The 13,475-nt window shown below is 71.3% G+C and carries 13 protein-coding genes; 5 read left to right on the forward strand and 8 right to left on the reverse strand.

Annotated features, from left to right (window positions below):
* Positions 1–87: 87 nt before the first annotated feature.
* The 4 genes from ACFQ7Q_RS35495 to ACFQ7Q_RS35510 form a co-directional block, all read right to left on the reverse strand.
* Complete coding sequence (locus ACFQ7Q_RS35495) at positions 88–912, reverse strand: isoprenyl transferase (protein ID WP_383562548.1); 825 nt, start codon at positions 910–912, stop codon at positions 88–90.
* A 19-nt stretch (positions 913–931) separates the two neighbouring features.
* Entirely contained in the window at positions 932–1,681 is a 750-nt protein-coding gene (gene recO, locus ACFQ7Q_RS35500) for a DNA repair protein RecO (protein ID WP_352187931.1), read from the reverse strand.
* A gap of 277 nt (positions 1,682–1,958) precedes the next feature.
* On the reverse strand, positions 1,959–2,174 hold the full coding sequence (locus tag ACFQ7Q_RS35505) for a hypothetical protein (protein ID WP_383562527.1): 216 nt from the start codon (positions 2,172–2,174) through the stop codon (positions 1,959–1,961).
* Positions 2,171–2,353: a hypothetical protein gene (locus tag ACFQ7Q_RS35510; protein WP_383562551.1), complete on the reverse strand. Its 183-nt coding sequence runs from the start codon at positions 2,351–2,353 to the stop codon at positions 2,171–2,173. The genes ACFQ7Q_RS35505 and ACFQ7Q_RS35510 overlap by 4 nt, the downstream gene beginning before the upstream one ends.
* 188 nt (positions 2,354–2,541) lie before the next feature.
* Between ACFQ7Q_RS35510 and ACFQ7Q_RS35515 the strand changes: the two genes are divergently transcribed.
* The 3 genes from ACFQ7Q_RS35515 (at position 2,542) to ACFQ7Q_RS35525 (ending at position 4,671) form a co-directional block, all read left to right on the forward strand.
* Positions 2,542–2,913: a helix-turn-helix domain-containing protein gene (locus tag ACFQ7Q_RS35515; RefSeq protein WP_383562529.1), complete on the forward strand. Its 372-nt coding sequence runs from the start codon at positions 2,542–2,544 to the stop codon at positions 2,911–2,913.
* Between the two features lie 90 nt (positions 2,914–3,003).
* A complete protein-coding gene (locus tag ACFQ7Q_RS35520) occupies positions 3,004–3,159 on the forward strand; it encodes a hypothetical protein (RefSeq protein ID WP_383562531.1) in 156 nt (51 codons plus the stop codon).
* A gap of 138 nt (positions 3,160–3,297) precedes the next feature.
* Positions 3,298–4,671, forward strand: a complete 1,374-nt coding sequence (locus ACFQ7Q_RS35525) for an FAD-dependent oxidoreductase (protein ID WP_383562533.1) — start codon at positions 3,298–3,300, stop codon at positions 4,669–4,671.
* Between the two features lie 177 nt (positions 4,672–4,848).
* Here the strand turns inward: ACFQ7Q_RS35525 and ACFQ7Q_RS35530 are convergent, their stop codons facing one another.
* From ACFQ7Q_RS35530 to ACFQ7Q_RS35540, 3 genes are all read right to left on the reverse strand, one after another.
* Entirely contained in the window at positions 4,849–5,505 is a 657-nt protein-coding gene (locus ACFQ7Q_RS35530) for a response regulator (protein WP_383562535.1), read from the reverse strand.
* Positions 5,506–5,509: 4 nt separating this feature from the next.
* Complete coding sequence (locus ACFQ7Q_RS35535; RefSeq protein WP_383562537.1) at positions 5,510–6,769, reverse strand: sensor histidine kinase; 1,260 nt, start codon at positions 6,767–6,769, stop codon at positions 5,510–5,512.
* 64 nt (positions 6,770–6,833) lie between these two features.
* Positions 6,834–8,972 carry an MMPL family transporter gene (locus tag ACFQ7Q_RS35540; protein ID WP_383562539.1) on the reverse strand — a complete coding sequence of 713 codons (2,139 nt, stop codon included), beginning with the start codon at positions 8,970–8,972 and terminating at the stop codon, positions 6,834–6,836.
* A gap of 250 nt (positions 8,973–9,222) precedes the next feature.
* Here ACFQ7Q_RS35540 and ACFQ7Q_RS35545 point away from each other — a divergent pair, with 250 nt between their 5' ends.
* A complete protein-coding gene (locus ACFQ7Q_RS35545) occupies positions 9,223–10,983 on the forward strand; it encodes a LuxR C-terminal-related transcriptional regulator (RefSeq protein WP_383562542.1) in 1,761 nt (586 codons plus the stop codon).
* Positions 10,984–11,121: 138 nt separating this feature from the next.
* The gene (locus ACFQ7Q_RS35550; RefSeq protein WP_383562545.1) at positions 11,122–12,504 is read left to right on the forward strand and encodes an FAD-binding oxidoreductase; all 1,383 of its coding nucleotides are present in this window, start codon (positions 11,122–11,124) and stop codon (positions 12,502–12,504) included.
* A gap of 58 nt (positions 12,505–12,562) precedes the next feature.
* On the opposite strand, the gene ACFQ7Q_RS35555 is transcribed toward ACFQ7Q_RS35550, so the two are convergent.
* Positions 12,563–13,255, reverse strand: coding sequence for a TerB family tellurite resistance protein (locus ACFQ7Q_RS35555; protein ID WP_329120750.1), 693 nt, complete (start codon positions 13,253–13,255; stop codon positions 12,563–12,565).
* Positions 13,256–13,475: the final 220 nt, after the last annotated feature.

Consider the following 13,475-nt stretch of genomic DNA (forward strand, 5'->3'; position numbering starts at 1 on the left):
TCGTACGCCGGCACCTGCGCGTTGCAGAGAGCGACGGCCCGGCCCGTACGGACCTGTCGTCCGTACGGCCCGGGCCCCGTCCGTCCCTCAGGCCTTGTCGAGCACGGCCATGTCCGCCGGGTCCACGCCACCGAAGCGGCGGTCGCGGGAGGCGTACTCGACGCAGGCGCGCCACAGGTCACGGCGGTCGAAGTCCGGCCACAGCACGTCCTGGAAGATCATCTCGGCGTAGCTGCTCTGCCAGATCAGGTAGTTCGAGGTGCGCTGCTCACCACTGGGACGCAGGAACAGGTCCACGTCCGGCATGTCCGGGTAGTAGAGGTACTTCTGGAAGGTCTTCTCGTTGACCTTCGACGGGTCGAGCCTCCCCGCCGCCACGTCCTCCGCGATCTTCTTCGCGGCGTCGGCGACCTCGGCGCGGCCGCCGTAGTTCACACAGAAGTACAGCGTCATCGCGTCGTTGTCGACGGTCTGCTCCTGGGCGATCTGGAGCTCCTGGACGACCGACTTCCACATCTTCGGCATCCGGCCGACCCATCGGATACGGATCCCCAGCTCGTTCATCTCGTCACGCCGGCGCCGGATGACGTCCCGGTTGAAGTTCATGAGGAAGCGGACCTCCTCGGGGGAGCGCTTCCAGTTCTCGGTGGAGAAGGCGTAGAGGGAGAGGTTCTTGACGCCCATCTCCAGGCAGCCCTTGAGCACGTCGAGGACCACGCCCTCGCCGACCTTGTGCCCCTCGGTGCGCGGCAGGCCGCGCTCCTGGGCCCAGCGGCCGTTGCCGTCCATCACGCAGGCCACGTGGTTCGGCACCAGCTCGGCGGGGAGCTTCGGCGGACGGGCACCGGAGGGGTGCGGCTCGGGGACCTTGTACTCCCGGCGCTGCCGTCCGAGGATTCCGCGTCGTGCGATGGCCATGGCGATGGATCTCCTAGCTCTTCTCTACATACCGCAGGGAGCGCAGGCCGCGCTCCAGGTGCCAGTGGAGGTAGGCGGACACCAGCCCGCTCCCCTCCCTGACGTGACGCGGCTCGCACGCGTCCGCCGTCGCCCAGTCGCCGGTGAGCAGCGCGCTGAGCAGGCCGATGGCCTCCGGAGAGGGTACGACGCTGCCCGGCACCCGGCAGTCGCCGCATATGACCCCGCCCGCCGCGACCGAAAAGAACCGGTTCGGACCGTGAAGTCCGCATTTCGCGCAATCCTCGAAGCTCGGCGCATAGCCGTTGACGGCGAGGGAGCGCAGGAGGAAGGCGTCGAGGATGAGATGCGGCGCGTGCTCGCCCCGGGCGAGCGTCCGCAGACCACCGACGAGCAGCAGGTACTGCTGCACGGCCGGCTCGCCCTCGTTGTCCGTGAACCGCTCCGCCGTCTCCAGCATCGCCGTCCCGGCGGTGTAACGGGCGTAGTCGGTGACGATCCCACCGCCGTACGCGGCGATGGTCTCGCTCTGCGTACAGAGCGGAAGCCCGCGCCCGACGAGGTCACTCCCGCGAGCGAAGAACTGCACGTCGACGTGGGAGAACGGTTCGAGCCTGGCCCCGAACTTCGACTTGGTCCGCCGGACCCCGCGCGCCACGGCGCGTACACGACCGTGACCGCGCGTGAGGAGCGTGATGATGCGGTCCGCTTCACCCAGCTTCTGGGTGCGCAGCACGATGCCGTCGTCGCGGAACAGACTCATGCGGCCCATTCTCGCCTATGCGACAGGCAACCATTTGCCATGTGCACGGCAGCAAATCCGAAGTCGCCACGTCCTTGATCGTCACCGCAGGCGTCACCGAACTCATGCGCCTCACACCGCTCGTCACCACCACGGCGGCGGCCCCGCCGGCCCCGACCGCGCCGACCGACTGCGGAAGACGACACCCTGACGGACGGCTGCGTCCCGACCGACCACTACGAGGACCGAGTCACCCGCCGAGGGGCGGGGGCCTCGCCCCCGCCCTGCGGCACCCTCTTCACGGCACCTCACCCCGGCTGCGCGCGTTCGCGTGCGCCGTGGCCGCGCGCAGCCGCTCGGCGGCGGTCGCAGCCCGCACCCGGTCCGGCTCCGCGTCCCACTCCCGCCCGCCGCCGAGCGGCCGCAGCTGGACGTACGGGCCCTCGTGCCCCATGACCGTGCCGACCTTCCCGGTACGGATGTCGACGACGTACGACCCGATGGGCAGTTTCACGACCGGCCCCCTTCTTCCCCCGGCAGTACGACGGCCAGCCGACGCGCCGTCTCCACCGTGCAGCGTCCCAATTCGATGAGCGGCCGAGGGGCATCGGCGGCGAGGGTGAGAACATCCAGCCCGAGCGAGGGCAGCGTGATTCCGACCCTCGCGAGTGCGTCGCACAATTCCCCTGCCACCTCCTGAGCCTCTTGAACGGTCCCCGTTGTCGGTCGCTCGTGTTCTTCCTTCACCAACGCAACCCTTTCCGAATCAATTTCCCGCTTACCGCATCCGGGGTGGTGCCGGATCCGTAGAATCGGCAGATGCGCAGGTCCTACAACGGCGCGTGGGGTCTTGGTAGTTAATCCATGGCCAGAGGCCGCGAATGGACACCTGGCGGTTCTTCGGCCAGGAACTGAAGGCCCAGCGGGAAGCGAAGAGCCTCACACAGGGGGAACCGGGCGATCTGGTGTTCGCATCCCGCGGCCATTTCGGTCAATTCGAACAGGGAATCCGCAAGCCGCAGCTGGACGTGTCGGGGCGAATCGACGAGGTACTACAAACCGGCGGCATTTTCGAACGGACATGTAGGCGAATCATCAACGCCTCGCCCTATGCGTCTTATTTCGAGGCGACTGCGGAGTCGGAAGCCGTCGCGACGAAGATCTACGAGTTAGCACCCACGCTCGTACCGGGTGGCGAGGGGGCGGGGCCGGATCGACGGTCGGCGTCCCTGGCTCTCCACTACTCGCGGTAGCTTCCCCGGATCAGACCCCTTCAGGCCCGCCCAAAGCGAGTTGGGGAGACTTAGGATCACGCGCGCCGATCAGCCCACCACCCACCGGCAGTGACCAGCGGGGCATGCGTCTCGGCCACCCACCGCCGCCACACGCTGAGCGCCGCCGTCACCATCCTCTTCTGCGCGCTGAACGGCGTGGCCGTGCTCGTCCTCCTCACCGTCGACGCCGTCACCGGTGGCTCGCTCACCGAGGGAGCGGTCTAGCTGTTCCTTTGAGAAGTCATAAGTTCAGCTTATGGGGCCATAGACGGGGGGCGGGTACCACTCCGCGCGGGGAGTTATTTAGGGTGACCTAAGTGGCGACGGCTATCGTCGCCACGTCGCTTGCGAAGGGAACCTGACATGCCCCGCCCTCTCCGGGTCGCGATCGTCGGCGCCGGCCCCGCCGGGATCTATGCCGCTGACGCGCTGCTCAAGTCCGAGGCCGCCGCCGAGCCGGGCGTGTCCATCGACATCTTCGAGCGGATGCCGGCTCCCTTCGGCCTCATCCGCTACGGCGTCGCCCCCGACCACCCGCGGATCAAGGGCATCATCACCGCGCTCCACCAGGTCCTCGACAAGCCGCAGGTCCGCCTCTTCGGCAATGTCGACTACGGCACCGACGTGCACCTCGACGACCTGCGCGCCTTCTACGACGCCGTGGTCTTCTCGACCGGCGCCATGGCCGACCGCGAGCTGAGGATCCCCGGTGTCGAGCTGGACGGCTCGTTCGGCGCCGCCGACTTCGCCTCCTGGTACGACGGCCACCCGGACGTCCCGCGCACCTGGGAGCTGGAGGCCGAGAAGGTCGCCGTCCTCGGCGTGGGCAATGTGGCCCTCGACATCGCCCGCATCCTCGCCAAGACCGCGGACGAGCTGCTGCCGACCGAGATCCCGCCGAACGTCTACGACGGTCTCAAGGCCAACAAGGCCGTGGAGATCCACGTCTTCGGCCGCCGCGGCCCGGCCCAGGCCAAGTTCAGCCCCATGGAGCTGCGCGAGCTGGACCACTCCCCCAACATCGAGGTCATCGTCAACCCCGAGGACATCGACTACGACGAGGGCTCGATCGCCGATCGGCGCAAGAACAAGCAGACCGACATGGTCGCGAAGACCCTGGAGAACTGGGCGATCCGCGACATCGGCGAGCGCCCGCACAAGCTCTTCCTGCACTTCTTCGAGTCCCCGGTCGAGATCCTCGGCGAGGACGGCCGGGTCGTCGGCCTCCGTACCGAGCGCACCGAGCTGGACGGCACCGGCAATGTGAAGGGCACCGGCCAGACCACGGACTGGGACGTCCAGGCCGTCTACCGCGCCGTGGGCTACCTCTCCGACGAGCTGCCCAAGCTCCCCTGGGACACCGCCTCCGGCACCGTCCCGGACGAGGGCGGTCGCGTGATCGAGGAGGGCGGCGAGCACCTCGCCTCCACGTACGTCACCGGCTGGATCCGCCGCGGCCCGGTCGGCCTCATCGGCCACACCAAGGGCGACGCCAACGAGACGGTCGCGAACCTGCTCGACGACTTCGCCAACGGCCGGCTGCTCACCCCCGAGACCCCCGAGACGGACGCGGTCGTGTCCTTCCTCGAGGGCAAGGGCATCACGTACACGACGTGGGAGGGCTGGTATGCCCTCGACGCCGCGGAGAAGGCGCTGGGCGAGCCGCAGGGCCGCGAGCGAGTGAAGATCGTCGAGCGCGAGGACATGCTCCGCGCGAGCGGCGTCGACCTGGGCTGACGCCGAAGCCGGACGCCGAGGCCAGACCCCGAAGCCGGACGTCGAAGCCGGACGTCGAAGCCGGACGTCGAAGCCTGACGTCGAAGCCTGACCCCGAAGCCTGACCCCGAAGCCAGACGCCACGGCCTGGCCTCCCGGGCCCCCACCGATCACACACAGGTGGGGGCCCGGCCCGTTTCAGCAGCCCGGCGCGACCAGTCCCGACTCGTACGCCGCGATGACCAGCTGGGCCCGGTCCCGCGCCCCGAGCTTGCCCATGATCCTGCTGACATGGGTCTTCGCCGTGAGGGGCGAGAGCCCCAACGCCTCCGCGATCTCGGAGTTGTTCAGCCCCCTCGCCACCAGCGCGAGCACCTGCCGTTCACGGTCCGACAGACCTTCCGGCCCACCCGTCACCGGCGTGTCCGGGGTCGCGAGGACCTTGGCTATCAGCCGGGCCGTCGGGCCCGGGGAGAGCAGGGACTCCCCCGCCGCCACCGTGCGGATCGCCGCCAGGAGCTCGGCGGGGCGGATGTCCTTGACCACGAAGCCCGAGGCACCCGCCCGCAGCGCCTCCACGATGTGCTCGTCCGTGTCGTACGTCGTCAGGACCAGCACCTTCACCCCGGCGAGGTCCTCGTCCGCGGCGATCAGCCGCGTAGCCCCGATCCCGTCGAGCTCGGGCATCCGGACGTCCATCACCACCAGATCCGCCCGCGCCGAACGGGCCAGCTCCACCGCCTCCTTGCCGTTGGCCGCCTGGCCCACGACCTCCATGTCGGACGCCGAGTCGACGAGCATCGCGAACGACGCCCGGACGAGCGTCTGGTCGTCCGCGAGCAGCACCCGGATCACGCTGTCACCCCCTCGCCGCGAGCGGCAGCGCCGCCGCGACCTCGAATCCCCCGCCCGCGCGCGGGCCCGCGCTCAGTGTCCCTCCCACGCTCTTCGCCCGCTCCCGCATCCCGAGGATCCCGTACCCCGAGCCGCCGGAGCCGCCGGAGCCACCAGAGCCACCCAAGCCTCCGAAGTCACCCGAGCGGCCCGATCCTCCCGAACTTCCCGAACCGCCCGAGCGACCCGAGGCTCCCGAACCTGCCGAGCGGCCCAGACCTCCCGACCCCCCCGCCACCGCACCACCGTTGGTCACCCGTACCGTCAACACCTCGTCCGCCAGGCCGACATCGACCCGCACCTCCGCGTCCGCACCCCCGTGCCGTACGGCGTTGGTCAGGGACTCCTGCACGATCCGGTACGCCGCCGCCCCCACCGCCGCGGGGACCTTCGCCTCCCCCGTCCGTATCGTCAGGTCCGCGCCCGAGGACCGTACGAGATCGGGCAGCGAGGCGAGATCCGGCAGCGGACCCTCCGGGGCCGCCCGCAGCACGTCCAGGGTGGTCCGCACCTCGGAGCGGGCCTCACGGCACGTCTCTGCTATCCCGTCGAGCGCCCGGGCGAGCGCCTCCCGGTCGAGCCGGTCCGGGTCGGCGACCAGGACGTGTGCGGCGACCGACGTCTGCACGCCGATGAGGGTGATCGAGTGCGCGAGGAGGTCGTGCAGGTCCCGGGCTATGCGCAGCCGCTCCTCGGCGACCTTCCGCTCCGCCTCGCGCTCCGCCCGCTCGACCACGCCCGCCACCAGCTGGCGATAGAGCCGGATGCTGGCGCCGAAGACCAGCATCGCGATCACCCAGCCGGAGACCCGCAGCAACTCCACGATCTCGTGCGGGTTCACGAAGAGCTGCATGGTGAGCGTGACGGAGGTGACCGAGAGCCCCACGATCAGGGTCCGCTTCGGACGGCCGGTGGACGCGACCGTGTACAGCGCGGTCATCGAGGCCGGTATCGGCGCCAGATGCATGTAGTCGAGCCCGTGGTACGGAGCGACGCAGGCGACCACGGCGAGCAGCACCGGCATCGGCGCCGTGCGCCGCCAGGCAAGCGGGATGTGCGCGGCGAGCAGCAGCGCCCAGCCGAGCAGGTCCGGCCGCCGGCCGTCGTCGACGGTGAGCGCGATGACCACCGCGAGCACCGCGAAGACCGCGGCGGCCGTCGCGTCGCACCGCACCGGGTACGGCGCCGCCTGCGGGTCACGGGTCAAGGCCGCTGCGAAGTCCATGAGGTTCATCCTCCCTGCGGGCGGGGGCTCCTGACAGTGCGGGAAGCCCCCCACCCGCCCCTGATCACACCCGTACGGGCAACGACTCGGACCCTGAACCGTCCGTTGACGAACCACCCGTCGACGCACCATCCGTCGACGAACCGCCCGTCGATGAACCGCCCGTTGACGACTCCGTCGACGAACCACCCCTCGACGTCGGCTTCTTGGCCAGCGGTCCCGGCCACCACACCTTCCGGCCGAGGAGCACGCTCGCGCTCGTGACGAGGTACGTACGGACCAGGAAGGTGTCGAGCAGGACGCCTACCGCGATCACGAAGCCCAGCTCGGCCAGTTGCACCATCGGCATGTTGACAAGGACCGCGAAGGTGGCGGCGAGGACGAGCCCCGCGGAGGCGATCACCCCACCGGTCGTGCGCAGGGCAGTCAGCGCCGCGGCGCCCGGCTCCGCACCGCTCAGGCATTCCTCGCGCATCCGGTGCATCAGGAAGATGCCGTAGTCGACGCCGAGGGCGACGAGGAAGACGAAGGAGAGCAGCGCCAGGCCCGGGTCGGTCCCCTCGAAGCCGAAGAGGGACTCGAAGACGAGTCCTCCGATACCGAGGGCCGCGCCCCAGACCGCGACGACGGCGGCGACCAGGATCAGCGGTGCGACGAGGCTGCGCAGCAGCACGATCAGGACGAGCAGGACGACGACGATGACGAGCGGGACGACGATGTTCCGGTCGCCTGCGTTGGTCTCGGTCATGTCGAGCTGCTCGGCGCTGGGCCCGCCGACGTACACGCCGTCGCCGAGCGCGGTCCGCAGCCCCTTGATGGTCGTGGTCTCGGCCGCCGACTGCGGCGGGTCGGAGGCGACGACGGAGATCTCCGTCCAGCCGTTGCCGCTGCGGCCGCGTTCGGCCTTCGCGACGCCGTCGGTCGCGAGGGCGGTCCGCAGCGCCCCGGGGACCGAGGCGGTCGGGGCGACGACGGTGATGGGCTGGGTTCCCATCTCCGGGTACGCCACGGCGAGCGTCTTCATCGCGGCGACCGACTCCGGCGTGGAGGTGAAGGTGTCCTCCTGCTTGAGGGCTCCGGGCAGGTTCAGCACACCGAGCGCGAGCGCGGCCAGGGCGGCACCGCCCGCGACGAGGACGGCGAGCGGACGGCGGCCGGCAGAGGAGCCCATGACAGCGAAGAGGGAACGGCGTGCGGCCTTCGGCTCGCTTCCGTACGCCGGGATCAGCGGCCAGAACACCCGCCGGCCGAGGACGACGAGCAGAGCGGGGAGCAGCGTCATCATCGCGACGAGGGCGCAGAGCACCCCGACGGCGGCCGTGGGGCCCATGCCCCGGCTGCTGTTCATGTCGGCGGCGAGCAGGCAGAGCATCCCGAGGGCGACGGTGCCGGAGGAGGCGAGGACGGCGGGGCCGCAGCCGCGCAGGGCGGTGGCCATGGCGTCGTACGGGCGCGGGGTGCGGCGCAGTTCCTCGCGGTAGCGGGAGACGAGGAGGAGGGCGTAGTCGGTGCCCGCGCCGAAGACGAGGATCGTCATGACGCCGGTGCTCTGACCGGAGACGCTGATGTCGAAGCCCTGGTGGAGGACGTAGGTGACGGCCATGGAGAGGTAGTCGGCGACGCCGGCGACGACCAGGGGGACGAGCCAGAGGAACGGGCTGCGGTAGATGATGATCAGCAGGATGGCGACGACGGCGACGGTCGTGTAGAGCAGCGGGCCGTCGAGGGAGTTGTAGACCTCGCTCGCGTCGGTCGCGAGGGCACCGGGTCCGCCGACCTCGCCGCTGACCGTCTCGCGGATGTCGAGGACGAAGGCGTCCCTGGCCGTTTCGTCCGTACCGGGCTCGGTGCTGGACACGGCGTACAAGAGGGTGGTGCCGTCCTCGGAGGGGACGGGCCGCGGGGGTGAGGTGAGCGGGTGCTCGGTGGCGACCTGCGCCACCTCCCGGGCGGCGGTGGCCTTGTCCGCGGCGGTCAGTCCTCCGTCGCGGTGGTAGACGAGCACGAGGTCGGTGGAGTCTCCGCCGGGCATCTGCTCGGTGATCTTCGCGACCTGGGTCGAGTCGGCGCTCGCGGGCAGGTAGTCGACGGCCCGGTCGCGCTGTACGTCGCCGAGCTTTCCTGCGAGGGGTGCGGCGAGGGCGATCAGGATCACCCACAGGGCCAGCACCCCCCAGCCGATGGTCCTCTTACGGCCCTCCATGGCGGGGGCTCCCTCCGGTCGGTGCGTTCATCTGGGTCGGTCGTTCGGGTCGATCCCAGATTCCCGCCGCCCGAACGCGGATTCGTCGCGCCGAAGGCCGAGTTGAGGGCTACTGCCCGGGGCGGTACGGGGGCCCGGTTACTCCCGCGGGAGTACGGGAGGCCGTACGCGCCGCATGCTCATCTGCCGGACGCGCCACACGCTCATACCCTGGAAGGACCGGCAGCGCCGGGAAGGGAAGTGAGCGGCGATGGCCGTCCCCGTCGAAGAGGCCCCCGTCGTCGAGCGGGCGCGGGACGCGGCGGCCCGGGAGTCGTGGGCCGAGGCGTACGTCCTGCTGCGTGACGCCGACCTGCACCCCTCCGCCGCGCTGGGCCCGGACGAACTGGACCTCCTCGCCGACGCCGCCTGGTGGGCGGGGCACGTGGACGAGTCGGTCGCGGCCCGGCTGCGGGCCCATGCCGGGTACGTGGCGGCGGGCGACCACCGCGGGGCGGGGCAGGTGGCGTGGTGGCTGCACTTCGAGTACCGCTGCCTGGGGCGGCCCGCGGCGGCCGCGGGCTGGCTGCACCGGTCCCGGCACCACCTGGAGGACGTACCGGACTGTCCCGAGCAGTGCTTCCTCGCCTGGACGGACGCGGAGGAGGCGCAGGAGCACCACGACCCGGAAGCGGCGCTCGCCGCGGCGCGGCGCATGGAGCTCCTCGCCCGTGACTCCGGCAGCCCGGACCTGATCGCCCTGAGCCGCCAGGCCCACGCGGCGATCCTGCTGGCGAACGGCCGCCGGGAGGAGGGCCTGGCCCTCCTCGACGACGCGATGTGTGCGGTCACGGCGGGCGAGCTGAGCGGCATGTTCACTGGCTGGCTCTTCTGTCTGGCGCTGACGCAGTGCATGGAGGCGGCGGATCTCGGCCGCGCGGTGGAGTGGACGGACGCGGCGATGGTCTGGTGCGAGGTCCCCTGGTCCCAGCACGTCCGCCCGCCGGGCCCGGACGCGGGCGGGGACGTGGGCCGCCGGGGCGAGGGCGGGGACGCGGGTGCCCCCGAGCCGGCCGCCGGCTCCCAAGGGGCCGCCCCCGACAACCCCTTCCGCGGGCTGTGCCGGATCCATCACGTCGAGGTGCTCGATCTGCTCGGTGCCTGGACGCTCGCCGAGGCCGAGGCCGAGCGGGTGTGTTCCGAGGTGGCGGTGGACAGTCTGGACGTCGCCGCCGGGGCGTACTACGCGGCCGGCGAGATCCGGCGCCGCCAGGGGCGGCTCGACGCCGCCGCCGTCTCGTACGGGCACGCCCATGAGCTCGGCCGTATCCCACAACCGGGTCTCGCGCTGCTGCGGCTCGCCCAGGGCAAGGCCGACGCCGCCGTGACGGGCCTGAAGCTGGCCCTGGCCTGCCAGAGCGACCCGAGTCACGATCTCCTCGGCAAGGCCCGGCTGCTCGCGGCGCAGACGGAGGTCGCGCTGGCCGTCGGGGACCCGGACACAGCCGCGGAAGCCGTCGCGGAGCTGGCGGCGCTCGCCGCCGAGGCACCGCTCCTGAGCGCCATGGCCGACACCGCCTCCGGCGCCCTCGCCCTGGCCCGGAACGAGCCGGCCCTGCGGCCGCTGCGCCGCGCGCTGGCGGGCTGGCTGGCGCTGCGCGTGCCGTACGAGGCCGCGCAGGTACGGATGCTGCTCGCGGCCGCCGACCGGGCGGAGGGCGACGAGGAGGCGGCGCGACTGGAGCTGGCGGCCGCCCGGGCGGCGTTCGAGCGGCTCGGCGCCATGCCCGACGCCCGGCGCGCGGCGGCCCTGTTGTCGGGGCGGCACCGCCCACTGCCCGGCGGTCTGACCGGCCGGGAGGCGGAGGTGCTGCGGCTGGTCGCCGAGGGCGGCACCAACAGGGACATCGCTCAGGCCCTGGTGATCAGCGAGCACACGGTCGCCCGGCACCTGAACAACATCTTCGCCAAGCTGGGCGTGACCTCCCGTACCGCCGCCACGGCCTACGCCTACTCCCACCGCCTGGCATAGGCGGTCTCCCGCCCCGACACAAGCCCCCCGCAGAGGCCGATCCCCCGCCATAGGCCGTTCCGCCCATGCCGGGCCGGTGTTTCGATGTGGGTGGTTCGGGCGATGCCCGGGTGGGTGCTCGCGGCCTAGAACGGGTTCATGAACACCACGACGCTCAGCACAGAAGCTTCGCTCGACACCCTGCGCGGCGCCGTCCGTGGCGATGTGGTCGTCCCCGGCGATCCGTCGTACGACGAGGCGCGCCGTGTCTACAACGCCCTCCACGACCACCACCCGGCCGTCGTGGTCCGCGCCGTGGACGCCGGGGACGTGATCGCCGGTGTCCTGTTCGCCCGCGACAACGGGCTGCCGCTCGCGGTCCGCGGTGGCAGCCACGCCGTCGCCGGGTACGGCACCGTGGACGACGGCCTCGTCGTCGACCTGTCCCGGCTGCGCTCGGTCCGCGTGGACCCCGTGACCCGTACCGCCCGCGCCGAGGGCGGCTGCACCTGGGGCGACTTCGACCACGCCACGCATGCCTTCGGCCTGGCCACGACCGGCGGGGTCGTCTCCACCACCGGCATCGCCGGGCTCACCCTCGGCGGCGGGATGGGCAATCTGGCCCGCCGCTACGGCCTGAGCTGCGACAACCTCGTACAGGCCGACGTCGTCACCGCCGAGGGCAACCTCGTCACCTGCGACGCCGAGCGCCATCCGGACCTGTTCTGGGCGCTGCGCGGCGGCGGCGGCAACTTCGGCGTGGTCACCTCGCTCGTCTACCGACTGCACCCGGTCTCCGACGTCCTGGGCGGTGTGGTCTGCTTCCCGCTCGACGCGGAGGTGGCCCGGCGCTGGCGCGACATGATCACCGACGCGCCCGAGGAGCTCAACACGATCTTCGTCATGATGCTCGGCCCGGACATGCCGTTCCTGCCGGAGCGCTGGCACGGCCGTCCGATCTGCGGCCTGGTGACCTGCTTCAGCGGCCCCGCGAGCGCGGACGAGAAGGTGCTCGGCCTCCTCGGCGAGCTGGGCCCCGTCGTCGGCAGGTTCGTGGAGCGGATGTCGTATCCGGTGGTCAACACGCTCTTCGACGAGGAGTTGCCGCCGGGGCTGTACCACTACTGGAAGGGGAACTTCAGCCGCGATCTCAGCGACGGTGCCATCGATGTGCACATGCGCTACGGGGAGACGCTTCCCTCGATGGAGAGCGACACCGCCATCTTCCCGATCGACGGCGCGTGCCATCGCGTCGGCCCCGGGGACACCGCCTTCGCCTACCGCGACGCCTCGTTCTCGGCCGCGTTCGGCACGACGCACACGGACCCCGCCGACAACGAGGCGAACATCGCCTGGACCAGGGAGTACGACCGGGAGCTGCGGCCGCACACCGAGGAGGCCGGGTACATCAACTTCATGGACACCGACGACCAGGGCCGGGTGCGTGCGAACTACCGGCAGAACTACGACCGGCTGCTGGCGGTGAAGCGGCGCTACGACCCCGGCAATCTGTTCCGCCTCAACCACAACATCGCACCGTGAACGCCGCGACCGCCGCGAGCACCACGAGGAGCGCCGTACGCGGCCCTGCGAGCGCCGCCTACAGCAGCGTCCTCGCGGTGGCGAGCAGCCGGGCGGTGTCGTCGGCGCAGAGCGCCAGCGCGTTGCCGACGGTGTTGAGCACGTCCCGCTCCGCCGGGCTGTACGCCCCGTCCGCGAGGGCGATCCGGGCGCCCTGGAGCAGGATCGACTCGCGGCCGGAGGCAGCGAGGTGCGGGGCGAGCGGCTCCAGGGCCTCGTGGAGCTCGATGGCCAGGGCGGCGCCCCCGCTGCCCTCGTCGGGCAGGAAGCGGCCGGTGTCGGCCGCGAGCGCCTCGACGAGGTCGGTGAGCTGGATGGCGGTGCACTCGTCGAATCCGGCGGCGCGGACCGCGCCGACCGCGGTGTCCACGGCCGTACGGGAGGAGGTCCCGCCGGCCGCGAGGACGGCGAGGGCGACGGTGTGGACGGCGTCCCGCAACATCGCGGAGAAACGGCTCGTCGTCGGGTGGTCGAGGACGTCGGTGCCGAAGTGGGTGTGGCAGGCGGCGCATTCGACGACCGGTCCGGCGTGGCCGCGGGGCAGCACGGGAACGCCCAGGACGGCGAAGCGTCGACGGCCGGTCCGGCGACGGTAGTTGCGATCGCCGCCGCACTCCTCGCAGAAGAACTCGCCGTCTCCTACGGTGTTCCAAGAAGTGCGAATGCCGCAGATGCCCACTTTTCGACTACGTGACTCCCGGGCAGACCGCATCCCGCACCTCCCTTAACGAACCGGCAACATTGCCGACGTGGGCGTGATGTTAACCACATCCGTGATGCGGCGTCAGCACCTCGTCCACAGAACGCCACGGACATGGCCGAGACACGACACCCGCCACGAGATGCGGAAGGGGGGGGGCCCGGGCCGGGGCGGCCCCCCCCGCCGGCGGTGAAAAAAAAAAAACACCCCCCCCGAAGGGGGTATATGGAGT

It is taken from the genome of Streptomyces sp. NPDC056527 (assembly GCF_042794475.1).
GTDB lineage: Bacteria > Actinomycetota > Actinomycetes > Streptomycetales > Streptomycetaceae > Streptomyces.

Bases quoted from the DNA above. Each gene is read 5' to 3' on its own strand.
- recO (WP_352187931.1), bottom strand. From the start codon at position 1,681: ATGAGTCTGTTCCGCGACGACGGCATCGTGCTGCGCACCCAGAAGCTG.
- ACFQ7Q_RS35515 (WP_383562529.1), top strand. From the start codon at position 2,542: ATGGACACCTGGCGGTTCTTCGGCCAGGAACTGAAGGCCCAGCGGGAA.
- ACFQ7Q_RS35525 (WP_383562533.1), top strand. From the start codon at position 3,298: ATGCCCCGCCCTCTCCGGGTCGCGATCGTCGGCGCCGGCCCCGCCGGG.
- ACFQ7Q_RS35535 (WP_383562537.1), bottom strand. From the start codon at position 6,769: ATGGACTTCGCAGCGGCCTTGACCCGTGACCCGCAGGCGGCGCCGTAC.
- ACFQ7Q_RS35540 (WP_383562539.1), bottom strand. From the start codon at position 8,972: ATGGAGGGCCGTAAGAGGACCATCGGCTGGGGGGTGCTGGCCCTGTGG.
- ACFQ7Q_RS35545 (WP_383562542.1), top strand. From the start codon at position 9,223: ATGGCCGTCCCCGTCGAAGAGGCCCCCGTCGTCGAGCGGGCGCGGGAC.
- ACFQ7Q_RS35550 (WP_383562545.1), top strand. From the start codon at position 11,122: ATGAACACCACGACGCTCAGCACAGAAGCTTCGCTCGACACCCTGCGC.
- ACFQ7Q_RS35555 (WP_329120750.1), bottom strand. From the start codon at position 13,255: ATGCGGTCTGCCCGGGAGTCACGTAGTCGAAAAGTGGGCATCTGCGGC.